Below are 23,105 nucleotides of genomic sequence, written 5' to 3' on the forward strand. Positions count from 1 at the left end.
ATGACTGAACGTCCCGCCAACCTCAGCCGAACGACCCGCCAGCGCTTGCCCGTCGAGCGACGCGTGGTTATTTTAGGATCGACCGGTTCGATTGGCGTCAATGCGCTGGGTGTCACGGAGCTCCTGAACGATCGTTGCCGCGTCGTCGGTCTGACTGCCCACAGCAACACGGAGCGCTTGCTGGAGCAAGTCAAGCGTTACCATCCGGAAGTGGTCGCGGTCTGGGAAGAATCCGCAGCCCGGGACATTCGCGCCAAAGGGATCCGCGTGAACGGGAAACCTCTGGCGGTGCTCAGCGGGTTGGATGGCCTGGTGCAGGTCGCGACGTGGCCTTCCGCCAATTTTGTGTTGTCTTCCGTTGTCGGAGCCATCGGGCTGCGTCCGCTTTTGGCGGCTTTGCGAATGGGCCGGACCGTGGCCCTCTCCAACAAAGAGGCTCTGGTCATGGCCGGTCCCCTGGTCATGGCGGAAGCTAAACGATGGAAAGCAACGCTGTTGCCCGTGGACAGCGAACACTCCGCTATCTTTCAGTGCCTGCAGGGTTCGCCGCACGGCGGCGTTAAACAACTCCTTCTGACGGCTTCCGGGGGGCCCTTCTACCGTTCGAAGAAATCTCTGGCCCGCATGTCCGTCGAGCAGGCGTTAGCCCATCCCACTTGGAAAATGGGGCGCAAGATCACGATTGACAGCGCCACACTCATGAATAAGGGGTTGGAAATGTTGGAAGCCAGCATCCTGTTTGATCTGCCGATTGATCAGGTGAATGTCGTGATTCATCCACAATCGATCGTTCATTCGCTGGTGGAATTTGTCGACGGCGCCATGCTGGCCCAGCTGTCCTGGCCCGATATGTGCCTGCCGATCCAGTATGCCATGACCTATCCCGAACGCCTGCCCGGCCGGCTGAAACCGCTGGATTTGGTGAAAGTCCGGAATCTGGAGTTTCTGCAACCGGATTTCCACCGGTTTCCCTGCCTGACGATTGCCCGGGACGCCGCACGCCAGGGCGGCACCTGGCCGACGGTGCTCAATGCCGCCGATGAAGTCGCTGTTTACGCCTTTCTCAACGGCCAGATCCATTTTGGGGCTATCCCGCGAATCGTTGAAAAGACATTGGCCAAACATCAAGGTTCTTCGCGTTTATCGCTGGAGACCGTCCTGGAGGCTGATCGCTGGGCCCGTCATGTTGCGAAGGAGTTTATTCGATGATTGAAACAATCGGCCGTATCGTGCTCGCCATACTATCCCTTGGGATTGTCGTCATCATCCACGAATGGGGGCATCTGATTGTCGCCCGTTTGATGGGGGTGCGCGTGGAGCGCTTTACGGTCGGTTTTGGCCCGGAACTATTTGGCTGGACCTCCAGGGGGATCCGATATTCGGTCTGCGCCATCCCTCTGGGCGGCATGGTTAAAATGGCTGGAGAGTCTTTGGATGAACAGACCCAAAACCCGGATGAATTTTTTGCGCAGCCCTGGTATCGCCGTATCGCGATCGCTCTGGCCGGACCATTGATGAATTATGTTCTGGCGTTTGCGCTTTTTGCTGTTATCGCCGGAGCCTGGGGAACCTTTCGTCCTTCCGATCAGCCCATTGTCGGAGACGTGGTGCCGGGCCTGCCGGCGGCGGAGTCCAAGCTGCAACGGGGAGATCGCATCCGGCAAATCGACGGGGAACCCATTGTATCCTGGGAACAAATGGCCCGTTTGATTCACAACAAACCGGACCAGGCGCTGAAACTGCGAATTGAACGTGCCACAAATTCTGCCCCCATTCAACTGTTAGAGATGACCCTTACGCCCAAGCGCGATCCCCAACACGGCCAGGGCCTGATCGGCATCATGCCGCAGATCGACAAGGTCAAACCGGGACTCCGTGGAAGTCTTTCCAGCGGCGCAAGGGATGTGACGCTCTGGACGATCCAGCCGATGAAATACATCGGACAAAAACTGGCGCGATGGGAAGGGCCCCGCGAGCTTTCCGGTCCGTTGGGTATTTTCCAGATGGTTTCCAGGACCACCCGCGAAGGATTATCGGATGTCCTTTACTTGATTGCGATCATTTCCACAGGTCTGGGGCTGTTCAATTTATTCCCGATTCCGATGCTGGATGGCGGCCATATCTTTCTTTACCTTATTGAGGGCATCGTGCGGCGTCCGTTGAGCCGGCGTTTCATGCAGATCGCGAACACCGTCGGACTCTCCGTGATTATTACGATTTTTCTCTACGCGTCTTATCAGGACGTGCTGCGCTGGCAGAGCGGATTCTGGAAATAAAACCCATGCGATTCAGCCGAGCTTTCATCCAGACCCTTCGGGAGACGCCGAGTGAGGCGGAAATCGTCTCGCACCAACTCATGCTGCGGGCCGGTCTCATCCGGAAACTGGCGGCCGGCATTTACGAATGGCTTCCGATGGGGCTTCGGATCCTCAAAAAGGTTGAACAGATTGTCCGTCAGGAGATGAATGCGGTGGGGGGGCTGGAGGTCTGGCTCCCTCAGCTGCAGCCCAGAGAGCTCTGGGAAGAAACCGGCCGCTGGGGGGTGTATGGCAAGGAGTTGATGCGGCTCAAGGACCGCAAAGATTCTGATTTCTGCCTGGCGCCCACCGCCGAAGAAGTGATTACGGATCTGGTCCGCCGGGAAGTGCGGTCCTACCGTGCCTTGCCGGTCATGCTGTATCAGTTCGGCGTGAAATACCGCGATGAGATCCGCCCGCGTTTTGGCGTCATGCGCGCCCGCGAGTTTCTCATGAAGGATGCTTACTCTTTTCACGCGGACGAGGCTGACGTCAACCGGTTCTATCTGGAGGTCGTCGAGGCCTATAAGAAGATTTTTACCCGATGCGGTCTGCGCTTCCGTCCGGTTGAAGCGGAATCCGGTGCGATCGGGGGGAGTTTCTCCCACGAATTTATGGTTCTGGCCGATACCGGGGAAGAAGGCATCGTCAGCTGCGCCTGCGGTTACGCCGCCAATGTAGAACGGGCCGAATTGCCGGTGGTCACCAAAGCCGTCGCCAACCCTCCAACCCCAAAACCCGAAGAAGTGCCCACGCCGAAGGCCTCCAGCGTGGAAGCGGTGGCTAAAATCCTTAAACGGCCGGCTGATCAGTTCATCAAGCTGCTGGTCCTGATGGCCGATGACAAACCGTTTGTGGTGCTGATGCGGGGGGATCATGAATTGAATGAAGCCAAACTGCAGCGGATTTTGAACGCGCAACGCATCGTGAAAGCCAACGAAGCGACGTACACCCAGACCACGGGAGCGCCGGTGGGCTTTGCCGGGCCGGTGGGTTTGAAAATCCCGGTCCTTGCGGATTATGCGGTCCGCTCGATCACCGACGGAGTGACCGGAGCGGGGAAGGCGGACACGCACATGATTCATGTGGTGCCTGACCGCGATTTTATGCCCCAACGCTACGCGGACCTGCGCAAGGCCGTGGGGGGAGATCCTTGTCCGCACTGCGGGAAGCCTCTTGAGTATCACCGCGGTATTGAAGTCGGTCATACTTTCAAGCTGGGAACGAAGTATTCTGCCAGCATGAAGGCGACGTATTTGGATCTACAGGGAAAAGCCCAGCCATTTGTGATGGGTTGTTATGGAATCGGGGTTTCTCGCGTGGTGGCGGCCTGTATTGAGCAATGTCACGATGCCAACGGACTTGTCTGGCCAGCGCCCTTAGCCCCCTGGGACCTCGAAATCATACCGCTCAATATGTCCAATGACTCGGTTAAGAAAACAGCCGAAAACCTTTACAATCAGGCGCTTTCACTCGGCGTCGACGCGCTGTTGGATGACCGGGATCTAACCGCCGGGGTCAAACTGAAAGACGCTGATTTAATTGGAATTCCTTTTCGGATCGTCGTCGGAGAGCGTAAAATGGCTGAGGGGAAGGTGGAGTTCCGCCGCCGTACAGAAAAAGCCTCCCAGGATGTCACGATCGAGGAGGCGCTAGCGCTTGTCCGCTCAGCCTGCCAGGCACCCCCGGATACGAAGGTTTAGTGGCGAAATCGCGGTAAATTTGATAGACTCACGTTCGTGAGAGTGGCTTGGGCCACTCTTTTTTTTCTTAACAAAACAAATGACCGCGGCGAAAAGCGTTATAGTGGAGCAAATTGAACAACTCAGCTTTCCAGTACTGCAGGAACACGGGGCTGAGCTGGTTGATCTTCAGTTTGTCCATGAGCATGGTCACTGGGTTTTACGCTTTTTTCTGGATAAGGAAAATGGTATCACGCTGGATGATTGCGCCCAGCTGAGCAATCACCTGGGCCGGATTCTCGATGCCACCGACGTCATCCAGCAGTCGTATTCGCTGGAAGTATCTTCCCCGGGACTGTACCGGCCCCTGCGGAAGGAAAGCGATTTTAAGCGGTATATCGGTCAGCGCGTGGATGCCCGGGTGTTTGCACCGTTGAATGGCCGCCGACACTTCCGCGGCATCATTGAATCCGCCGAGAATGACACCGTCATCGTGCGTGATTCAACCGGTGAAGTTATTTCGCTGCCGTTGGCCGGCCTGGCCAAAGCCAATTTGGATCCGGAGATTGAAATCTAATGCACCTCGGAGGTTGTTGTGGCTGAGAAGAATGAACTGATTCCTGTCTTGGAACAAATCGAACGGGACAAGGGTATTAAAAAAGACGATATTATCCACATGATTGAGCAGGCGTTGGTGTCTGCCTATAAGAAGCACTCCGGCAAGATGGTGAATCTGGAAGCCAAAATCAATCCGGAGACAGCCGAAGTGCAGGCCTTTTTAATCAAAAAAGTAGTCGCGCAAGTCGTGAATGACAATATCGAAATTGATCTGCCGAAAGCGCTCCAGTACAAGTCCGACGCGCAAGTGGACGAGGACATCCGGATCCCGGTCGTCACGGAAGATTTTTCGCGGATCGCGGCCCAGACAGCCAAGCAGGTCATTATCCAGAAAATCCGCGAGACGGAACGCCAGAGCCTGCTGGAAGAGTTCCAGACCAAAGAGGGCATTCTCGTTGGGGGAACGGTTCATCGTTTCGTCGATCATAATCTCATTATCGATCTGGGCAAGGCCGAGGGGATTCTCCCCGCGCGCGAACAGGTTCGCCGGGAACGTTTTTCCATCGGTGAACGTTTGAAAATCATGGTCCTCAAAGTGGAACGGGGCACCCGCGGCCCGAAGATTTTGCTCAGCCGTTCGCATCCCCTGCTGGTTCAACGTCTCTTCGAGCAGGAAGTGCCGGAAGTGTATGAGAAGATGGTGGAGATCGTTGAAGTGGTCCGTGAACCGGGGTTCCGGTCCAAAGTGGCGGTGAAGAGCAACAATCCCAAGATCGAACCGGTCGGCGCCTGCGTAGGCGTTAAAGGATCGCGCGTCCGGCCGATCATTGATGAGTTGCGCGGCGAACGGATCGACGTGATCGCTTATTCCAGCGACCCGGCCAAATATATTGCGCAGAGCCTGTCTCCGGCCAAAGTAGTCACCGTCAACATCGTTAATGAAGCCGGAAAACAAGCGGAGATCATTGTCACTGATGATCAGCTATCGCTCGCCATCGGCAAATCTGGACAGAATGCCCGCCTGGCGGCCCGCCTGACGGGCTGGCATATCGACATTAAGTCGGAAACCCAGCGGAAGGAAGCGGCCCAGGAGCGCGTGGCCGCCAGCGCGGAAGCGCTTTCTCATCTGGAAGGGGTCGGACCCAAAACGATCGAGATCCTTATTAAAGGCGGCTGGGGTAACCTGGAAAAACTGTCGCACGCCAAACCGGATGCTTTAACCGGGCTTCGAAGCATTGGGGACAAAACCGCCGTTAAAATTATTGAGTCGGCCAAAGAGGTCCTGGCCAAAAAAGAACAGGAACAGCCGAAAACTGAAACAACAGAAGGATCAACGGGTGAATCAACCAATAAACCGGCGGAACCGGATCAAGAAACTTCATCCTAATGGACCCTAAAACGGAAAAAAGCGAAAAACCCGGCACGCATAAAAAACCCCTTCACCGTCCGGTGAGGCGCCGGCCACTGAATCCGCGGCCCCGAAGCGGATGGTGCTCAAAACACTCAAACGCGTCGCCGCTACGCCGCCCCCGTCGCCGACGCTTCACAAGGTGTCGCGTGAATTAACGCGTCGAGTGATTCCCAAAGCACCACCGCCAAAACCCAAACCGGTTTCGCCTCCCGAACCGCCAAAACCGGTCGAAAAAGCACCCGTCCCGGCACCCGCGGCCACCCCGGTTCCCGCCGTTACTCCGACGCCAACGCCAGCGGCCCTGCGAAAAGAAACACCGGCACCGGTGAAAGTTTCTGCCCCAGACAAGACTCCTGCGGAAGCACCGGTGTCTCCAAAACCGATTGAGAAAAAGAAAGAACCAGCCAAAACCGAACCAACAGCAACTTACAAGATGCCGGCCCCGGGGCCGTTTAAGGCGACTCCGATTCGTCCTTCTTCACCCAAACATGCGGCACCGGCATCGTCGGGTACGTCATCCGGTGTTCCCGTAGACCCATCGACAGCCAAAAGTGCACCGGCAGACGCTCAGGCCCCTGCTCCGGTTCGCACCAAAGTCCGTATCCCTGAAGTGCTGACGGTGAAAGATTTAGCGGAATGTCTGGGCACCAAACCGATCGATGTCATTAAGAAAATGCTCAGTCTGGGAACCATGGTCACGATCAACCAGCAGATTGATTCGGATGTCGCGACGCTGGCCGCGGATGCACTCGGGTTCGACATTGAAATCATTCCGATCATGCAGGAACAGGTTGTTGAGGAAGAAAAGGAAGATCCCGCCAAACTCAAACCGCGTCCGCCAATCGTGACGATCATGGGGCATGTTGATCACGGGAAAACGAGCCTGCTGGACACGATTCGCCAGACCAGTGTGGCGGCCAAGGAAGCCGGAGGCATTACGCAACATATCGGGGCCTACCGTGTTCATACCGCCAAGGGAGACGTCGTGTTCCTCGATACCCCGGGTCATGAAGCGTTTACCGCCATGCGGGCCCGCGGCGCGCAAGCGACCGATATCGTGGTTCTGGTCGTTGCCGCAGACGACGGCGTCATGCCCCAGACACTCGAGGCCATTGATCATGCCCGCGCGGCCGGTGTACCGATCATGGTGGCGATCAATAAAATTGATCTTCCAACCGCCAATGTCGAACGCATTAAACGGGATTTATCACAGCATCAGCTCGTCTCCGAAGAATGGGGCGGCAAAACAATTTTCGTCGAAGTCTCGGCCAAGAAGGGCACGAACATCGATAAACTCCTTGAGATGCTCTCATTGGAAACGGAACTTCTGGAACTCAAAGCCGATCCGGACCGGTCCGCCGCCGGTGTGATCGTCGAGGCCCGTCTGGATCCCCGGCGCGGCGCGTTGGCCACTCTGCTCATCCAAAAAGGAACGCTCCACGCAGGAGATATTGTTGTGGCCGGTCTGGCGTTTGGACGCGTACGGGCCCTCTCGGATGACCGGGGCACCCGTCTGGAACAGGCGGGTCCTGCGACTCCCGTCGAAATTCTAGGACTGACCGGCATTCCGCAAGCCGGCGAACGATTTATCGTCATGGCCGATGAACGGGAGGCGCGCTCCCTGGTCGAACGGCGGCAACTGGTAATCAGCGAGCAGATCGCCAAGCAGCGCCATGTGACGCTGGAAACCCTCCACGAGCGCGTCGCCGACGGTAAGATGCGGGAACTCAAAATCATTATAAAGGCTGACGTTCAAGGCTCGGTGCAGGCGCTGCGGGACGCGCTGGACCGCATGTCCACAGACGAGATCCGGCTGAATGTCATTCATGCAGGCGTGGGCGGCATCAATGAAACCGATGTCACACTCGCCGATGCGAGCGATGCCGTGATTATCGGATTTAACGTGCGCGCCGACGCCAAATCCGAAGAAATCGCCCGCCGGGAAGATGTCGACATCCGGACCTACCGCATCATTTATGAAGCCATCGCGGATGTGCGCGCGGCCATGGAAGGATTGCTGGAACCCGAGAAGCAGGAAATCCGGATCGGCCGGGCCGAAATCCGGCAGGTCTTCAAGGTCTCCAAGGGCGGCACCATCGGCGGAAGCCTGGTCTCCGATGGACAGATCGTCCGGGGAGCCAAAGCGCGTCTCTTGCGCGACAATGTCGTTGTTCATGAGGGAACCATCGAATCCCTGAAGCGGTTTAAGGATGACGCGCGCGATGTTGATAAAGGATTTGAGTGCGGCATCGGGTTGGGCAATTTTCAGGACATTAAGCAGGGCGACGTGGTGGAATGCTACCGGGAGGAGACGCGGGCCCGCAAGCTGGAGGAGTCGAAATGAGCCCTTCGACGTTGCTCAGGGCCATGGTGAGCGGAGTCGAACCATGAGCCGCCGGCGGCAGGAACGTGTCACCGAGCTGATCCACCAGGAAGTCTCCAAGGCGATCCTGCACATCAAGGCCCCTGGGCTGGGATTCATTACCGTCGTGGCTGTCCGTTTGAGTCCGGACTTCAGTCAGGCGCGCGTCTATTATTCGGTTTTAGGCAGCGAAGACGAACGCCAGCGCACCCAGATAGCGCTCGATCGGGCCAAATCCTTCTTTCGCTCCGAGCTGCGCCGACTCGAAAGCCTCAAAAATCCACCCGAACTCGCCTTTATCCTGGACAACAGCGCTGAAGAAGCTCAAAAAATTCTGGGCGTGCTTTCCAATCTCGAAAAAGAGCGCGATCCCGCCCCTCCGAAACCCCATCCGGCTTCGTGACCATGACTCAGGCCTGCCCCGACGCGGCTCAGGTAATGGAGCCTGGCGACCGGCCCGTCGAAGGATTGCTGCTCATCGATAAGCCGTCCGGTCCGACTTCCTATGACTGCGTGCATCACGTCAAACGCATTTCCGGACAACCCCGCGTGGGACATTGCGGGACATTGGACCCGCTCGCGCAGGGTGTGTTGATTTTGCTTTTAGGCCGTGCCACCAAACAGCAGGACGCCTTTCTCGGGATGGAAAAACAGTACTGGTTCCGGGCTCAATTCGGGATTTTGACCGACACCGGAGATCGGGAGGGGAAACGTCTTCAAACGATGGGTGTTTTGCCTCTCGAATCGTGTCCTTTACAAACGGTCCTGACCGGTTTTGTCGGCGAGCACGGGCAGATCCCGCCGCGTTATTCGGCGCTCAAGTACAAAGGAAAACCCTATTACCATTGGGCCAGACGGGGAATGGATATCCCGCGAGTCCCTCGTCCGGTTCAAATTCATTCATTCGAACTCCTGAAATTGGACGGGGCTTTTTGGGAAGCCCGTGTCACCTGTTCGCGAGGGACTTACATCCGGACGCTGGTCGAAGAAGTGGCTCAGCGCTTGGGAACGATTGCGACACTGGAGGCACTCGTGCGCGAGCGGGTCGGGAACTACCGGCGCGAAGCGGCCTTGTCCTGGGACCGTTTGTTGACGCTGGATCGCGAGGGACTTCGAGGGTATTGTGAACCGAACATCCGTACTGACACTCGGAACATTTGACGGCATCCACCGCGGTCACCAAGCGATTGTCCGCAACGTCCGACGAAGGGCTAAACGCCTGGGTGCCCAAAGCATGGTTCTGGCCTTCGGCATACCTCCACGGCATGCCGATGAACCCTGGCGCATGCCGGTTCTCCTGACCACCCGGGAAGAAAAGCTTAATATCCTGAGCCAACTGGGAATCGACCACGTTCGGATCCTCACCTTTGATCGAAAGACGGCATCGACTCCTCCCGAACGATTTTTCCTGAACACGATTGTCCGGAAATGCGGAGCGCAGGAGATGATCGTCGGTCCCCGCGTGGCGTTTGGCAAAAATCGTGCGGGCCGGCTGGCGCAATTGAGGCAACTCGGTCGCCGGTATCAGGTGCGCATTCAGCTGGTCCGGAATATCAAAGGACCGAGCACAGATATCTCGTCGCGCCGCATTCGTGCGTTCCTGCGAAAAGGGGATCTGCACTCCGCCAATTTACTTCTGGGGTATCCTTACTCCGCGGTGGGTCGCGTCGTTCATGGGGACCACCGTGGCCATCACCTTGGGTTTCCAACCGCCAACCTGGCGGTCTCGGCTGACAAAATACTGCCTCCGGGGGTCTATTGGGTTAAAGTACTCCCGGGACATCAGGATGTCCCGCTCAGCTCGAAAGCGTTGATCCGGGGGATTGACGGGCTCTGTAATGTCGGGATCCATCCCACGTTTACACCGCTGTCTCATGAAATCCATTGTGAAGTCTTTCTGTTGGGTTATCACAAAATGCTTTATGGGAAAACCCTGCGGGTTGTTTTTTTACGGAAGATTCGCAAGGAAAAACGTTTTTCATCCGCAGAGGCTCTGGTCGCCCAGATTCAGCGCGATGTGGCCAAGACTCGCCGGTGGGCGCGTGTTTTCTTTACAAAATAGAGCCGTTTCGATATAATAACTCCGCTTTAAAAAATAAAAAAATGGCGCTAACAAAAGAACTCAAAAAGAACACGGTAGAGCGTTTTAAACAGCACACGACCGATACAGCTAGTCCCGCTGTTCAGATTGCTCTCATCACCGAACGCATTACTCAGTTGACCAACCATTTCAAGGCGCATGGCAAGGACTTCGGTTCCCGCCAGGGCCTTCTGAAACTGGTAGGCAGTCGCCGCAGACTATTGAATTACCTGCGCGTGACCGATCTTTCCAAATACAAGGAATTGATTGATCAACTGAATTTACGTCGGTAACGATATCCAACCCATCGCTTTGGAGTTGCCCAGGCCGACAGCCGGATTTTCTCCGGAAGTGCCTGGGTTAAACTCGTGAGTGATGGGTTTTTGTCGGCGCAAAGAATAACAGGAGGATCACACCCGTGGTGGATCAAGTCAAGAAGACAGACGTTGAAGTGGGCAGTCAAAAAATAAGCTTTGAGACAGGGGCCTTGGCTAAACAGGCCAATGGAGCCGTTCTGGTGACCAGCGGTGAAACCGTCGTGCTCGTGACGGCTGTTGCGTCGCCAAAACCAAGGGAAGGATCCGATTTTCTGCCGTTGACGGTCGACTACCGTGAACGGACCTATGCCGCAGGGCGCATCCCAGGCGGATTCTTTAAACGCGAAGGCAGAGCGCGTGACGGGGAAATTCTGACCTCGCGGCTGATCGATCGTTCGATTCGTCCGCTTTTCCCGGAAGGTTTTACGCATGACGTCCAGATCAGCGCGATTGTGCTGTCCAGCGACGGGGTCGTGAATCCGGACATTTTGTGCATGAACGGCGCCTCCGCCGCTCTGTATGCGTCGAACATCCCGTTTCAAGGGCCGATCGCCGCCGTCCGGATTGGACGCCTCAACGATCAGCTCGTGGTTAATCCTGCGATTCCCGACGAGTCGGAAAGTACGCTGGATCTGGTGGTCGCCGGTTCCAAAGAAGCCCTTTTAATGGTTGAAGGCGGAGCCAAAGAAGTCCCCGAGTCCGTCCTCTTAGACGCGCTGGCGCTGGCGATGAAGGAAATCCGCCGCCTCTGCGAAGCGCAGGAACAATTGATCCAAGGTTCCGCCAAACCCAAAATGGCCTGGAACACCGTGGCCATTTCGGATGACTTGAAGCAAGCCATTGATTCGATCGCCCGCCCGGGCCTGCGGGAAGCGGCTCAGACCCAGGATAAGGCGGCGCGCGATCAAAAAGTGGCGTCCGTCAAAGAAGCGGTTCAAGTTCAGTTGTCCGAAAAATATCCAAACTCTGAAGAGGCCATGGCCGTCACGGTTGAAAATATTCTCTATGAAGAAGTCCGCCATCTCATTTTGATCGACCGGCGCCGTTCAGACGGACGCGCGTTTGATCAAATCCGGCCTTTAACCTCCCGCGTCGGGGTGTTGCCGCGCACGCATGGCAGCGCACTCTTCACGCGCGGTCAGACCCAGGCGCTGGTGACCGTCACCCTCGGCACCCCGTCCGACATGCAGATCATGGACGAACTGGAGGGGGAATATAAGGAACACTTTCTTCTCCACTACAACTTTCCGGGTTTTTCAACCGGAGAACCGAAAGCGGATCGCGGCCCCGGACGCCGGGAGATCGGACATGGCGCTCTGGCCAAACGGTCGTTGTACCCCGTCCTGCCGAACGAAGAAGAATTCCCGTATACCATCCGCATTGTTTCGGACATCCTGGAATCCAACGGATCTAGCTCGATGGCCTCCGTTTGTGGAGGGCTTCTGGCCCTTTTTGACGCCGGTGTCCCGGTGAAAAAACCGGTGGCCGGCGTGGCCATGGGACTGGTCAAGGAAGGCGAGAGATACGCCATTCTGACGGATATCCAGGGCATGGAAGACCACCTCGGCGACATGGATTTCAAAGTGGCCGGGACTCCCGACGGCGTGACCGGCATCCAGATGGATATTAAAATTGCCGGTATTTCGATCGACATTCTCAAAGAAGCCCTGGAGCAGGCCCGCAAAGCAAGGCTTTTCATACTCGAGCATATGCGCAGCACGCTGGAAGCTCCCCGAACGGAACTTTCCGTCTATGCGCCGCGCATGGTGACCGTTCATATCCCGGTGGATAAGATCGGCGCCCTGATCGGCCCGGGCGGCAAGAACATTCGTCGCATCATCGAAGAAACCGGAGCCGAAGTTGAAGTCGAAGACGATGGTTCCGTTTTCATCTCATCGACCGATTCGGTCGCGGTGGAACGCGCGAAAGAGCAGGTCGTCTGCCTGACCGTGGAAGCAGAAGTCGGCAAGATTTACAAAGGCAAAGTCACCCGCATCATGGGCATCGGCGTCTTTGTGGAAATTCTGCCGGGTAAGGAAGGTCTTATCCGGATGAATCAGCTGGCCCCGACGTTCGTTGAAAAAGCCGAAGACGTCGTCAAAGAGGGCGAAGAGATCGAAGTGAAAGTTCTTGAAGTCGACCAGCAGGGCCGCATCAATCTGTCGCGCAAAGCGGTGACGCATCCCGGGTCGGAAGCTGAATCTCGACGAGACGGTCCCGGCGGCGGTTTCCGCGGCGGAGAACACCGCGGCGGTCCGCGCCGCAGCTTCGGCGCGCCAGGAGAACGGCCGCATCGTAGCCGATAATGACGGAAAAACAACCGAAAGAAGACGCCTCCGGAACACAGCTGCCGGTCGAAAAGACCGGAAACAAGGACGTTCAGCAACTTCAAGAGCTTTACGACTTGATGCAAAAAGAAGGTCTTGATTCCATCGAACTCAAGGACAACGAGACCCGCATCCGTTTAACGCGTCATGTGGAAGCGCCCTGGCAAGGCCATTTCATTCCTATCCCGCGAAACTCTTCGAACGAATCGCCGTCCGCTAACGGCTCTCCATCGTCTGCTCCAGCGGAAAACGATAACCTGGAAACCATCGCCTCACCTCTGGCCGGTGTTTTTTACCGAGCCTCCTCCCCGACCAGTGCTCCCTACGTCAAAGAGGGAGACATCGTTGAAAACGGACAAACGCTCTGCATCGTCGAAGCGATGAAAGTCATGAATGAAATAAAGGCTGAAAAACGCTGCCGCATCGCGCGTATCCCGGCTGAAAACTCCCGGCCGGTGACAGCGGGGCAGCCCTTGTTCATGGTGGAGCCCGCTTAATGGCCCTGCGCACGTGGCGCCACTTTAAAGCAAAGCTATCCAGCCGGAAAAGCAAATACAAAGAAGCGATTACCCCGGAGTTTGCCGGTTTTTGCCTGGCCGCGGTGGCCATTCTCGGGGTTTATTGTACCGTCCGGCCGCAGCACTCCGGTGTCCTGGGCGCCATGACGGCGCGCAGCGTTTCCCGGGGTGTCGGGCAGGCCGCGCTCCTGCTCTGGTTCTTTATCGGTTATCGCGCGTTTCGCTTGTTGTTCCGGCGCGAAGATCGCCATCCCTGGCGCTATGTGCTGGTGGACGCGGTCTTGCTGGCGGCTGTGTGTTTTTTCTTATCCGCGTTCGGCGAGCGTTTTCTCGATATAAATCCCGGCGGCTACCTTGGAAAAGCGTCCCATCTCTTTTTCTCTCATCTTCTTGGCAAAGGGGGTTCCTTTTTACTGTCTGCAGCCGTTCTTGGAGCCCTTCTCCTCTGGCGATGCGGACAGAAACCGGGAGTCGTGATGACCTGGATTGGCCAACGGTTACTTCATGACTGGCAGGAATGGCGACAAGCGGTAGGCCAGGCCAAGGAAAAGCCCGCCACGACCCTCCGCAAAGCGCTTCCGAAAGCCCTTCCGGGCTCAATGGAAAAACCAGTCGTCCGAGCACGTTCCGAAGCTCCAACCGTTGTCACCCCACCGGTCTTTAACGCCGCCGCGAAACCACCTCTGCGAAAACCAGTGCCGGCGATGGCCTCTGCGACAACAACAGCGAGCGCGACGTTGGAAGCCCCTGCCGAACCCTTTAAATTGCCTCCGGTGGAACTGCTCATTGCGGGCGACGGGTTCCATGTGATGGCCAAAGAAGAAGAACTTCTCGCCAGCGCTCAACATCTGGAAAAAACACTGGCTGATTTTGGTGTTCAGGGAAAAGTGGTTGAAATTCACCCCGGACCGATCATCACCCGCTTTGACTATACGCCGGCCCCTGGGATCAAGGTCCAGACCGTCGCCGGGCTGGCCAATGACATCGCCCTGGCCATGAAAGCGATGAGTGTCCGGATCGTCGCTCCCATCCCGGGCAAATCCGCGGTCGGGATTGAACTTCCAAACGCCAAACGCGCGGTGGTCCGGTTCCGAGAAGTGGTTGAATCCCCTGATTTTCAAAATCATCCGTCCAAGCTGGCCCTGGCCCTGGGGAAGGATGCCGAAGGCCACCCGATCGTTGCGGATCTGGCCAACATGCCTCACCTTTTGATCGCTGGGAGCACGGGATCAGGGAAATCGGTTTGTATCCATGGATTGATCCAATCGCTCATGTACCGGGCGACTCCGGATGAAGTGAAAATCCTGCTGATTGATCCCAAGCGACTGGAACTTCCACTCTATAACGGCATCCCTTACCTGTTCGATCCGAACCAGAATCCCGACACCGTCCGTGTCATTACCGATTCGAAAGAAGCCGCCAAGGCTCTGGAAGGCGTGATTAAAGTGATGGATCACCGCTTTAAAAAATTTGCCAGCGCCATGGCGCGCGACATCGGTCATTACAACGAGAAAGTCGTGGCCGAGGGGGGGACTCCGGAGTATTACCTGGTTGTCATCATCGACGAATTAGCGGATTTAATGGCGGTCGCCGCCAAAGAAGTCGAAACCTCCATTCAACGGCTGGCCCAGATGGCGCGGGCGGTCGGCATTCATCTGGTCCTAGCGACGCAGCGTCCGAGCGTCGATGTGATCACCGGCGTGATTAAAGCCAACCTGCCGGCGCGTATCGCCTTCCGGGTCGCCTCTCAGACGGATTCCCGCGTCATTCTGGACTGTTCCGGAGCCGAGAATCTCCTGGGGATGGGGGACATGCTCTTTTTGCCGCCGGGCGCTCCCAAACCGGAGCGGATTCAATGCGGTCTTGTCACCGCCAAAGAGGTCCAGGTCGTCTCCGATTATGCGCGCTCCAAAGGCAAGCCCAGTTATGAACGCCTTCTGTCTCCGATCGCCAGCAACCCGGACGGCTCTCCAGCGGATCCGGGGGCTCGCGAAGAACTGGATGATCTTCAGCAGGCATTGATGCTGGTGCTGGAACGACGGCGGGTTTCTCAAGATCTCCTGAAAGCCCATTTTGGATCCTCCGCGCGGGCCACGGATTTGCTAAGTTTATTAGAGATTAAAGGCTTCATTGCCAAGCCGGAAGGCACGAATCGGTGGACCATCTATTTTGATCGAATCGATGCCTATCTTGGTCAGCTTAAAAGCCAGTCCCCGGCAAACGGATAAACTCCACAGGGTTATTCAATGATTTCACGTATGTCTAAAATCACTCGCATTGTTTTGGGAGCCGGGTTTCTGGGGTGGTTGGGTTCGGGCATTCCCGGACACGCCGAAACTCAGCCGGGACTTTCGCAAAGCGAAGTGATTCGGAACATTCAATTGACCGCCGCGGCGGTCCGGTCGCTCGAGTGCCGTTTTACCGAACATATTCAGCGCCGGGGTTTCCCGACCGAGACGATTCAGGGCCGTCTGCGGTGCCTGCGCCCCAATAAACTGCGCATCGACCAGCGTGTGCCGGATCAACAACTGATCGTTTCGGATAACCGCACCCTTCGCATTTACACACCCGCCGCCGGACAACTGCTGACCGGCGACCGGGCGCGCTGGCTGGCGCAAAACGGTTTTCCCGATCCCCTGCTGAGTTTTGTCAGTGATTTTCCTGTGGAACGATGGACGGAACGCTATACGATCCTGTTCGGCGGCCATGACAAGGGGCTTTATCAGTTGATTTTCCGTCCCAAACGCGCGGACGATCAATCGCTCGAATTGTGGGTTTCCGATGAGACCTTTCTTCCTCGGCTGGGACATATGCCGTCCGATGACAACACGATTGACATCCTCTTTGACCATCTGCGGGTGAATCCTCCCATTCAAGAATCCATTTTTCATCCGGAAATTCCAAAAAATACGGTGATTGTCCCCATGCCCTCATGACCCCCGAAAACCCCATTCCTCCCGAAAAAAAGGTTTCCATCGGGGACACCCTCCGGCAGGGACGGCTCCGTCGAAATCTTTCCATTCCGGAATGCGCCAAACAGACCCGTATTTCGCATCAGTATCTCGAAGCGCTCGAAGAAGAACGTTGGGACGATCTTCCTTCGGAAAGCCATCGCTCCGGTTTTTTGCGGCTCTATTCGCAATTTCTGGGGGTCCCCTCCGAGGAGATCATCAGTCACTATCTGCGCCTTCACGGACAGGCTGCTACGCACTCCTATGGTCGACCCGGAAAGCCCGGTCCGTCTCTGACAAAACCCCCGGCGGCCGCGTCAGACTGGTATCCGGCCTCCTGGGCCCAGTGGAGCGGCGTATTCATCGTGTGCCTCATCGCCGCCTGGGGGATTTATCACGCTATCGGTTGGAGAATACCGGACCAACGGATTGTCCCGATGGTCCGACTCCGGCAACACGCGTCGGCCCGCTTGATACCCTTGTCAACGGTTTCAACCAACAAAATCCGCATCAACGCTCAGGCCGACAGCTGGCTGCGCGCCGTCTCCAGCGGCCGGCTTCTCTTCGAGGGGATTCTCCCGGCCGGCGCGACCAAAGAATGGGCGGGACCCGGCCCCTTTGAATTGAAAATCGGCGATGTGAAGGGACTGACGGTTTACTGGAACGATCAGCCCGTGGATATTCAGAGCACCGCCCGCGGACGCACCCTTGAGCTGCGTCTGCCGCCCACCAAATGACACTCGCGAACCGATTAACGCTCCTGCGCCTGGCGCTGCTCCCGGTGTTCATGACGTTTATGATCTGGGACAACGTGTGGACACGCCTTCTGGCGCTCCTGATTTTTATCGGCGCCAGCATCACCGACTGGTATGACGGGGCCCTGGCCCGGCGAACGAAAACCGTCACCGTCGTCGGCACCCTGCTGGACCCGCTGGTCGACAAGATGCTCATTGCCACCGCGCTCGTCGGTTTTGTCGAACTTCGCGAGATTCATGTCCCGGCCTGGATGGTGGTGATCATCATCGGCCGGGAATTCCTGATCACGGGTCTCCGGATGCTGGCCGCGTCCCGGGGCCGGGTGATGGCGGCTGAACAGGCCGGCAAAACGAAGATGGTCTCACAAATTACAGCGGTGATCACCATCCTGATTATCCTCGTCTTGAACTCCGCTTTTGATCACTGGCCGACCTGGATGTCCCGGATGCCTTTCGGCTGGCCGAAGATTCTCCGGATGGTCCTGGATCTCACCCCATTTGGGCTTGTCTTTATCGCGACGCTGATCACATTGCTTTCAGGAATCCTGTACATCCGCAAGAACCGAGGGCTGCTCAAAAAAGAATTCGCCATGCCAGAAGGGCGCGCTTGAAGCCGGTCCTCGCCTGGATCACCCGGTCGCTCGCCACTTGCGGATTTCTGACCTATCTCCCGGCTCACTGGAAATGGGGGGCTAAGAACTGGACCGGCGCCGGCTTCATCGGAACACTGGCCGGCCTCGCCACGTGTTCGGTACTTCAGACCTCTCCTTTTCGTTGCCTCCTCATACTGATCGGAGGGACGTGTCTGGCGATTGCGGTCAGCGATTATGCGGAAGAGCTTCTGGGAAATCCCGACGACTCGCGCATTGTGATCGATGAGTGGATCGGCTACTGGTTTGCCATCGCTTTTCTCCCGCAGGCGCTGCCGATGCGGATAGCGGCGTTTGTTCTTTTCCGCTTATTCGATGTCGTCAAACCCGGATGGATCCGGCGGGCCGGCGGCTGGCCTGGCGGATGGGGAATCGTCATGGACGATGTGTTTGCCGGAATCCTGGCGAATCTTCTCCTGCAGGTTTCGTACTACGTTTACATCAGTGGGGTCCGGAGCGGTTAAGTTAGCCTGAAATCTTGCCCTCACCCCACCCCTCTCCCTCAACAGGGAGAGGGGGATAATGCCCGTAGAGAATCTAATGCACCCTCCTCCTGCGGAGGGGGAGGGTGTGGGAGGGTACCGCTTAGTGAACCGTTGCCACAGAGGTCTTTAACACCTGGAGCGTGGTGCCAGGCTGGAGCTGGTTCAGGAGCGCGAGGGATTCCCGCTTGATCGATTCAAAATGCGCACGTTCCTGCGAAGGAATTTTCTTCCGTTTGCTTTTAGGGTTAAAACTTAAAAAGTTCACCAGCTTCCCGCCGTTTTCAAAACCAAAGTGCAGATGGGGACCGGTGGAAAGTCCCGTTGAACCGACGTAGCCGATCAACTGTCCCTGCGCGACATGCGTCCCGGACCGAATTCCTCGGGCATAACCCATGAGATGTCCATAGATGGAGACATAGCTCCCCGCGTGACGGATATGCAATTCGTTGCCCAATCCGCCATGATAGCCCTTTTCCATCACAACCCCTTCCGCGATGCTGATGACCGGTGTCCCGCGAGCCGCCGAGTAGTCAATCCCGTGATGGGGACGCCAGTAGCGCAGGATCGGATGGAACCTTCTATAGGTAAAACGGGATGAAATCCGCCGATAAGACAAAGGCGCCCGCAGAAACTCCCCGCGCAACGACTCTCCGGAGGAATCAAAATACTCGCCGGCCAGCGGAAACGCAATCAGATCGCCCTTGTCCTGGCTGTGATAATACGCGCATACGATATTTTCATCACGCGTTGCGTCATGGCCCGAACGACGCCGCCAGATCAACTTAAACTGATCGTTCTGGCGCGGTTCCGTCAGAAAATCCAGCCGCCAGCTGAACAACTCGGCAAAACGGTTAATCATCTCGCCGGGAACACCTTGTGCGGACATGGCCTTCCAAAGGGAATCCTTCGTTACTTGAATAGACCCGAAAACCCCGACAATTTTTTCGACCGTCGGGACTTTCATCAGAACCGCCGTGAAAACACCGGTCGATGAACAGTCTACGGTGAAGTACTCCAGCTTTTTCTTCTTACTGGGCCAGTACTGTAATTTGACAAAACGTCCCTCTGAATTACGAAAGATCTCGAAGCGGTCAGCCGGTTGACACTCGCGCGCTTTGAGAAGCGGCGTCAGCGATCGCTCGATCATCGATGTTTCTTGAGAAGAAAGTCCTGAAACCGTTAAGGCGTTGGCCAGTGTGCCTCCGGAACGAAGGGTACCGGAAGAAACCACCATGGATTCTTCGAATAGTTCAGGTTCAGGCAAAACAGACGCTTGCCGGTGCCGATAAAAAGCCAGGCTGGCGATGAGAACGACCAGCGTGCCCGTGACGATCCCCCAACCCGCAAGGGAAGAACGCCTCTGCACCGGATATTGAATCCATCGCTTCATAAAAACCAATAAGCCATTTGAATATATAATCAGAGACAGCTCAAGGGAATTCTCGGTTGATTGACTTGCGAAATTCGAATTGATAGACTTCAAACACCGGTTTTACTCGAAAAAACGTATCAAAATTAACGGGAGGCGTCCTTGAAAAGATTGATCGTAATGAGCGGTATTATTCTCTTGGGAACTCTGACTGGCTGCTCCGGCAAAAAGTCTTTTGTCAAAAATGGCGAGATCAAACAAACCATTGTGCAGGAGTCTGAGCAGAAACGCTATTTCGAAACCATCGGGATTGGAGCGGCGGACTCCACCCTCAAGAACACCACCCAGCGTCGCGCGACCTCCCGGGACGCCGCGATCGTTCAAGCGCAGTATGAAATGCTCTCGATCGTCAAAGGCGTCCAGCTCGAAGGCGGAATCACCGTCCAGAAAGCGATGGAAACAGACTCCAATATCGAAACCAATCTGAAGGAAATGATCAAAGGAGCCGAAATCATCAAATCCGAATGGACCAACGACGATGGCTGCGTGGTCACGCTGCGCCTGGACAAGCGAAAGCTTGAAACCAGCGCCAACCTCAAGGTGAAATCATGAGGTCCGTCCGCCCTCTAGCATTTCTGGCGGCCGCGTTCCTGTTTTTCGCCGGCACCGGTTGTTCGTCTTCGCGCATCAAGCAGACCAAAGGACTTGACGGTGAAGTGGTTGTCGCGGAAGGCATGGCGCCGTACCGGGCCGAAGCGCTGACCGAAACCAAGGCGGAAGCGCTGGCCGCTGCCCAGCGGGCGGCAGTGGAACAGGTGGTCGGTGTTTACGTGACCGGCAAAACCCGGGTGGATAAAGCGGCGCTCGTCGAACGCGAAATTCTGGCCAATACCAGCGGCTATATCAAACGCTACGAGATTCTGAGCGAGGGCCGCTCGGGCGAGTGGTACAGGACAAAAATCCGCGCCTTGGTCTCGACGCAACGGATTCATAAAAAACTGGAGTCCGAGGGCCTTCTGCACAAGGCCAGCATCGGTTACCCGCGTGTGGCCATCGCGCTGCAGGAATTCGTCGGCGAAAAAGCGAACGCCGACAAACCGGCTACCCAGGCGTTGACCGGCGTGCTGCTGAAGCAAGGCTACAAGGTCGTGGAGCTGTCGAAACCCATCCCGGTGAATGAAGACGCGGTCGAAGCCGCGAAATCCATCCCCCACACCTCGGCCGAACTGCTCATCGCGGGCATGGCCCGCGCCCAGTCGCTGGGATACGCCTCGAAGGATCTGGGAGGCATGGGGTCTTACCGCGCGTCCGTCAATTTCCGGGTGATCGAAACCGGGACCGGGGAAGTGCTCTCCACCGTTTCGAAGACCGCCAGCGGTGCCGAAGCCACACCGGAACTGGCTTCCGATAAATCATTGCAGGAAGCCGCCGAGCAGGCCGGAGCGGTTTTGGCGAATCTGCCGGAAGAACTGGATAAGCGCGCTCATGTCCTGATAACCATCGTCGGGATCACGTCCTTCGAAACGCTGGGCAAATTCCAGAAGGATCTTTCGTCGCAGCGCGGCGTCAAAGAAGAGTATTTGCGTTCATATACCCAGGCCGCAGGCACCGCCGTCATTGATGTATTGGCCGATCAACTCACCCCGCAGGAAGTGGCGGAGATGAGCGTTCGTCTCGGCGGCCCGACCTGGTCGGTCTATCAGGTCTCGGGACGTTCCGTCCAGATCTCGGCGTCTCAGGCCGGTCGGTAGTGAACGCCCGGTTGCCCCGCCATCGATTGGCGTGGGGAGCCGTTGGATTCCTGTGGCTGAGCGCTTGCGCTCCTTCCAGCGTCTATGTTTCGAACACGCTCGGGAACCTGCACAAAGTCGCGGTTCTGTTGGTCTCGAACGATACGAATGATCTGGATGGCCCCGGGCTGGTGAGGGGAATTCTGTTCCGGAAACTCTCCGAGCGCGGTTATGACCTCGTTCCCCTGAACGACATTGATGCCAAATTGAAGGAGCAGGGCTTTACGGACGGGGGACAGCTCCGCGCGGCAACCCCTCAACAGCTGGGACAGTGGATTGGCGCTGACACGCTCTTTTACATCACGCTGGAAGAATTCAATTACATCAATGTCGGATTTTACTGGCAGCGAAAAGTTAAAATCGCCGGCAAACTTGTGGAGGCCAAAACCGGAGAGCGTCTCTGGGAAGCCGAACGGAACTGGTCCACGCAAGCCGTCGTCACCAACAAAGAACAAGCCGAACGTCAGTTTGCTTTTCAATTAGCCGCGAAAGCGTTTGAAAAAATGACTCATCTGCCCCTGCAGGCAGAATCTCAGATGGCGGCCGAGCGATTGCTTTCAACGCTCCCGTATCGACACTAGGAGAAATGAAATGAAAAAGACGCTCAGTTTAATGCTGATTTTGGCGCTCTCTGGATGCGCGCCGACCACCACCGTCAAGCAGAAAGAAACCATGACCATTGAGAAACCGAAGGGGATGGTCGCTCTCAAACGTCGGATCGGCGTCGTCGATTTTGAAAATAAAACAAAGTACGGGGAAAACCGCCTGGGCACCTCCGCCTCGGATATTCTGATTACCGAGCTGGCTAAATCCGGCAAATTCATTGTGGTGGAACGGGACAAGCTTCATACGCTCATGGCCGAACAGAAGCTGGGGATGAGCGGTGTGGTGGACTCGAATACCGCCGCCAAGGTCGGAAAAATCCTGGGACTGAACGCGGTCGTCACAGGATCTATTTCCCAGTTCGGCGAAGAAACCGAGGGATCGGAATACCTGATTACCCAATCGAAGCGCCAGGTGGTAAAATGTACGGTCGACATCCGCGTGGTGGATGTTGAAACCGGCCAGATCCTGTATGCCGACTCCGGATCGGGGCTGGCCAAGAAGCACACCGGAGGCGTTCTGGGGCTTGGAACCCGCGCCGGGTACGATGAAACGCTGGAAGGCGAAGCGCTCCGAGCCGCGATCGTCAAGTTTGTCAACAACATCGTCTTACAAGTTGAAAAGAAACCCTGGAGCTGCCGTGTGGCCGATGTGGACGGACAGAATATTTATCTCAACGCGGGGCATGACTCCGGGGTTCCAACCGGTCAAATTCTGACGGTGTATCACGTGGGCCGCGCCATTAAGGACCCGACCTCGGGACTCGTGATCGGCAACACCGAAGAAAAGGTCGGCGAAGTGAAAGTTGTTCGCTATTTTGGAGATGACGGATCAGTTGCGGAGCTTTCGAGCGGTTCGGCCCCTTCGGCAGGGGATGTGGCCCGGCTTAAAGGCGAATAAAAGCGCCGCTCGACACTCTAAGCAACGGAGGGACCTCCACCGAGGAGGCC

22 protein-coding genes are annotated in these 23,105 nt (G+C 56.5%); 21 read left to right on the plus strand and 1 reads right to left on the minus strand.

The window, feature by feature from the left end:
* From WC859_05535 to WC859_05615, 17 genes are all read left to right on the plus strand, one after another.
* A complete protein-coding gene (locus WC859_05535; protein ID MFA5975612.1) occupies nucleotides 1–1,209 on the plus strand; it encodes a 1-deoxy-D-xylulose-5-phosphate reductoisomerase in 1,209 nt (402 codons plus the stop codon).
* Complete coding sequence (locus WC859_05540; GenBank protein ID MFA5975613.1) at nucleotides 1,206–2,276, plus strand: M50 family metallopeptidase; 1,071 nt, start codon at nucleotides 1,206–1,208, stop codon at nucleotides 2,274–2,276. Before WC859_05535 ends, WC859_05540 begins: the two co-directional genes overlap by 4 nt.
* Nucleotides 2,277–2,281: 5 nt before the next feature.
* Nucleotides 2,282–4,000: a proline--tRNA ligase gene (locus tag WC859_05545; GenBank protein ID MFA5975614.1), complete on the plus strand. Its 1,719-nt coding sequence runs from the start codon at nucleotides 2,282–2,284 to the stop codon at nucleotides 3,998–4,000.
* A gap of 79 nt (nucleotides 4,001–4,079) precedes the next feature.
* The gene (rimP, locus tag WC859_05550) at nucleotides 4,080–4,556 is read left to right on the plus strand and encodes a ribosome maturation factor RimP (GenBank protein ID MFA5975615.1); all 477 of its coding nucleotides are present in this window, start codon (nucleotides 4,080–4,082) and stop codon (nucleotides 4,554–4,556) included.
* 18 nt (nucleotides 4,557–4,574) lie between these two features.
* Nucleotides 4,575–5,924 (plus strand): transcription termination factor NusA, encoded by a 1,350-nt coding sequence (gene nusA, locus WC859_05555; protein MFA5975616.1) that lies wholly within the window; start codon nucleotides 4,575–4,577, stop codon nucleotides 5,922–5,924.
* Between the two features lie 100 nt (nucleotides 5,925–6,024).
* On the plus strand, nucleotides 6,025–8,292 hold the full coding sequence (gene infB / locus WC859_05560) for a translation initiation factor IF-2 (protein ID MFA5975617.1): 2,268 nt from the start codon (nucleotides 6,025–6,027) through the stop codon (nucleotides 8,290–8,292).
* Nucleotides 8,293–8,335: 43 nt separating this feature from the next.
* Nucleotides 8,336–8,713, plus strand: coding sequence for a 30S ribosome-binding factor RbfA (rbfA, locus tag WC859_05565; GenBank protein MFA5975618.1), 378 nt, complete (start codon nucleotides 8,336–8,338; stop codon nucleotides 8,711–8,713).
* A 35-nt stretch (nucleotides 8,714–8,748) separates the two neighbouring features.
* On the plus strand, nucleotides 8,749–9,471 hold the full coding sequence (gene truB / locus WC859_05570) for a tRNA pseudouridine(55) synthase TruB (GenBank protein ID MFA5975619.1): 723 nt from the start codon (nucleotides 8,749–8,751) through the stop codon (nucleotides 9,469–9,471).
* On the plus strand, nucleotides 9,434–10,372 hold the full coding sequence (gene ribF / locus WC859_05575; protein MFA5975620.1) for a riboflavin biosynthesis protein RibF: 939 nt from the start codon (nucleotides 9,434–9,436) through the stop codon (nucleotides 10,370–10,372). Before truB ends, ribF begins: the two co-directional genes overlap by 38 nt.
* A 41-nt stretch (nucleotides 10,373–10,413) precedes the next feature.
* Nucleotides 10,414–10,683, plus strand: coding sequence for a 30S ribosomal protein S15 (rpsO, locus tag WC859_05580; GenBank protein MFA5975621.1), 270 nt, complete (start codon nucleotides 10,414–10,416; stop codon nucleotides 10,681–10,683).
* Nucleotides 10,684–10,808: 125 nt separating this feature from the next.
* Nucleotides 10,809–13,013, plus strand: a complete 2,205-nt coding sequence (pnp, locus tag WC859_05585; protein MFA5975622.1) for a polyribonucleotide nucleotidyltransferase — start codon at nucleotides 10,809–10,811, stop codon at nucleotides 13,011–13,013.
* Nucleotides 13,013–13,531: an acetyl-CoA carboxylase biotin carboxyl carrier protein subunit gene (locus WC859_05590; GenBank protein MFA5975623.1), complete on the plus strand. Its 519-nt coding sequence runs from the start codon at nucleotides 13,013–13,015 to the stop codon at nucleotides 13,529–13,531. Before pnp ends, WC859_05590 begins: the two co-directional genes overlap by 1 nt.
* A complete protein-coding gene (locus WC859_05595; GenBank protein ID MFA5975624.1) occupies nucleotides 13,531–15,780 on the plus strand; it encodes a DNA translocase FtsK 4TM domain-containing protein in 2,250 nt (749 codons plus the stop codon). Before WC859_05590 ends, WC859_05595 begins: the two co-directional genes overlap by 1 nt.
* 30 nt (nucleotides 15,781–15,810) lie before the next feature.
* On the plus strand, nucleotides 15,811–16,488 hold the full coding sequence (locus WC859_05600; GenBank protein MFA5975625.1) for an outer-membrane lipoprotein carrier protein LolA: 678 nt from the start codon (nucleotides 15,811–15,813) through the stop codon (nucleotides 16,486–16,488).
* Nucleotides 16,485–17,240 (plus strand): RodZ domain-containing protein, encoded by a 756-nt coding sequence (locus WC859_05605; protein MFA5975626.1) that lies wholly within the window; start codon nucleotides 16,485–16,487, stop codon nucleotides 17,238–17,240. Before WC859_05600 ends, WC859_05605 begins: the two co-directional genes overlap by 4 nt.
* Entirely contained in the window at nucleotides 17,237–17,869 is a 633-nt protein-coding gene (pgsA, locus tag WC859_05610; GenBank protein MFA5975627.1) for a CDP-diacylglycerol--glycerol-3-phosphate 3-phosphatidyltransferase, read from the plus strand. Before WC859_05605 ends, pgsA begins: the two co-directional genes overlap by 4 nt.
* The gene (locus tag WC859_05615; protein ID MFA5975628.1) at nucleotides 17,866–18,372 is read left to right on the plus strand and encodes a phosphatidylglycerophosphatase A; all 507 of its coding nucleotides are present in this window, start codon (nucleotides 17,866–17,868) and stop codon (nucleotides 18,370–18,372) included. Before pgsA ends, WC859_05615 begins: the two co-directional genes overlap by 4 nt.
* Before the next feature lie 121 nt (nucleotides 18,373–18,493).
* Here the strand turns inward: WC859_05615 and WC859_05620 are convergent, their stop codons facing one another.
* A complete protein-coding gene (locus WC859_05620) occupies nucleotides 18,494–19,783 on the minus strand; it encodes a M23 family metallopeptidase (GenBank protein MFA5975629.1) in 1,290 nt (429 codons plus the stop codon).
* A 159-nt stretch (nucleotides 19,784–19,942) separates the two neighbouring features.
* On the opposite strand from WC859_05620, the gene WC859_05625 reads away from it, so the two are divergent.
* From WC859_05625 to WC859_05640, 4 genes are read left to right on the plus strand one after another with little or no spacing between them, the layout of a single operon-like run.
* Nucleotides 19,943–20,374 carry a hypothetical protein gene (locus tag WC859_05625; GenBank protein MFA5975630.1) on the plus strand — a complete coding sequence of 144 codons (432 nt, stop codon included), beginning with the start codon at nucleotides 19,943–19,945 and terminating at the stop codon, nucleotides 20,372–20,374.
* Entirely contained in the window at nucleotides 20,371–21,513 is a 1,143-nt protein-coding gene (locus WC859_05630; protein MFA5975631.1) for a hypothetical protein, read from the plus strand. Before WC859_05625 ends, WC859_05630 begins: the two co-directional genes overlap by 4 nt.
* A complete protein-coding gene (locus WC859_05635; GenBank protein ID MFA5975632.1) occupies nucleotides 21,513–22,133 on the plus strand; it encodes a GNA1162 family protein in 621 nt (206 codons plus the stop codon). Before WC859_05630 ends, WC859_05635 begins: the two co-directional genes overlap by 1 nt.
* Before the next feature lie 10 nt (nucleotides 22,134–22,143).
* Complete coding sequence (locus WC859_05640) at nucleotides 22,144–23,055, plus strand: CsgG/HfaB family protein (protein MFA5975633.1); 912 nt, start codon at nucleotides 22,144–22,146, stop codon at nucleotides 23,053–23,055.
* Nucleotides 23,056–23,105 lie beyond the last annotated feature (50 nt).

Source organism: Elusimicrobiota bacterium (genome assembly GCA_041660185.1).
Taxonomy (GTDB): Bacteria; Elusimicrobiota; Elusimicrobia; order 2-01-FULL-59-12; family 2-01-FULL-59-12; genus JBAZWU01.

Excerpts from the sequence above, each read along its gene's own strand:
- WC859_05535 (MFA5975612.1), top strand. The coding sequence starts at position 1 with ATGACTGAACGTCCCGCCAACCTCAGCCGAACGACCCGCCAGCGCTTG.
- WC859_05540 (MFA5975613.1), top strand. The coding sequence starts at position 1,206 with ATGATTGAAACAATCGGCCGTATCGTGCTCGCCATACTATCCCTTGGG.
- WC859_05545 (MFA5975614.1), top strand. The coding sequence starts at position 2,282 with ATGCGATTCAGCCGAGCTTTCATCCAGACCCTTCGGGAGACGCCGAGT.
- rimP (MFA5975615.1), top strand. The coding sequence starts at position 4,080 with ATGACCGCGGCGAAAAGCGTTATAGTGGAGCAAATTGAACAACTCAGC.
- infB (MFA5975617.1), top strand. The coding sequence starts at position 6,025 with ATGGTGCTCAAAACACTCAAACGCGTCGCCGCTACGCCGCCCCCGTCG.
- rbfA (MFA5975618.1), top strand. The coding sequence starts at position 8,336 with ATGAGCCGCCGGCGGCAGGAACGTGTCACCGAGCTGATCCACCAGGAA.
- truB (MFA5975619.1), top strand. The coding sequence starts at position 8,749 with ATGGAGCCTGGCGACCGGCCCGTCGAAGGATTGCTGCTCATCGATAAG.
- rpsO (MFA5975621.1), top strand. The coding sequence starts at position 10,414 with ATGGCGCTAACAAAAGAACTCAAAAAGAACACGGTAGAGCGTTTTAAA.
- WC859_05590 (MFA5975623.1), top strand. The coding sequence starts at position 13,013 with ATGACGGAAAAACAACCGAAAGAAGACGCCTCCGGAACACAGCTGCCG.
- WC859_05595 (MFA5975624.1), top strand. The coding sequence starts at position 13,531 with ATGGCCCTGCGCACGTGGCGCCACTTTAAAGCAAAGCTATCCAGCCGG.
- WC859_05600 (MFA5975625.1), top strand. The coding sequence starts at position 15,811 with ATGTCTAAAATCACTCGCATTGTTTTGGGAGCCGGGTTTCTGGGGTGG.
- WC859_05605 (MFA5975626.1), top strand. The coding sequence starts at position 16,485 with ATGACCCCCGAAAACCCCATTCCTCCCGAAAAAAAGGTTTCCATCGGG.
- pgsA (MFA5975627.1), top strand. The coding sequence starts at position 17,237 with ATGACACTCGCGAACCGATTAACGCTCCTGCGCCTGGCGCTGCTCCCG.
- WC859_05620 (MFA5975629.1), bottom strand. The coding sequence starts at position 19,783 with ATGAAGCGATGGATTCAATATCCGGTGCAGAGGCGTTCTTCCCTTGCG.
- WC859_05625 (MFA5975630.1), top strand. The coding sequence starts at position 19,943 with ATGAGCGGTATTATTCTCTTGGGAACTCTGACTGGCTGCTCCGGCAAA.
- WC859_05630 (MFA5975631.1), top strand. The coding sequence starts at position 20,371 with ATGAGGTCCGTCCGCCCTCTAGCATTTCTGGCGGCCGCGTTCCTGTTT.
- WC859_05640 (MFA5975633.1), top strand. The coding sequence starts at position 22,144 with ATGAAAAAGACGCTCAGTTTAATGCTGATTTTGGCGCTCTCTGGATGC.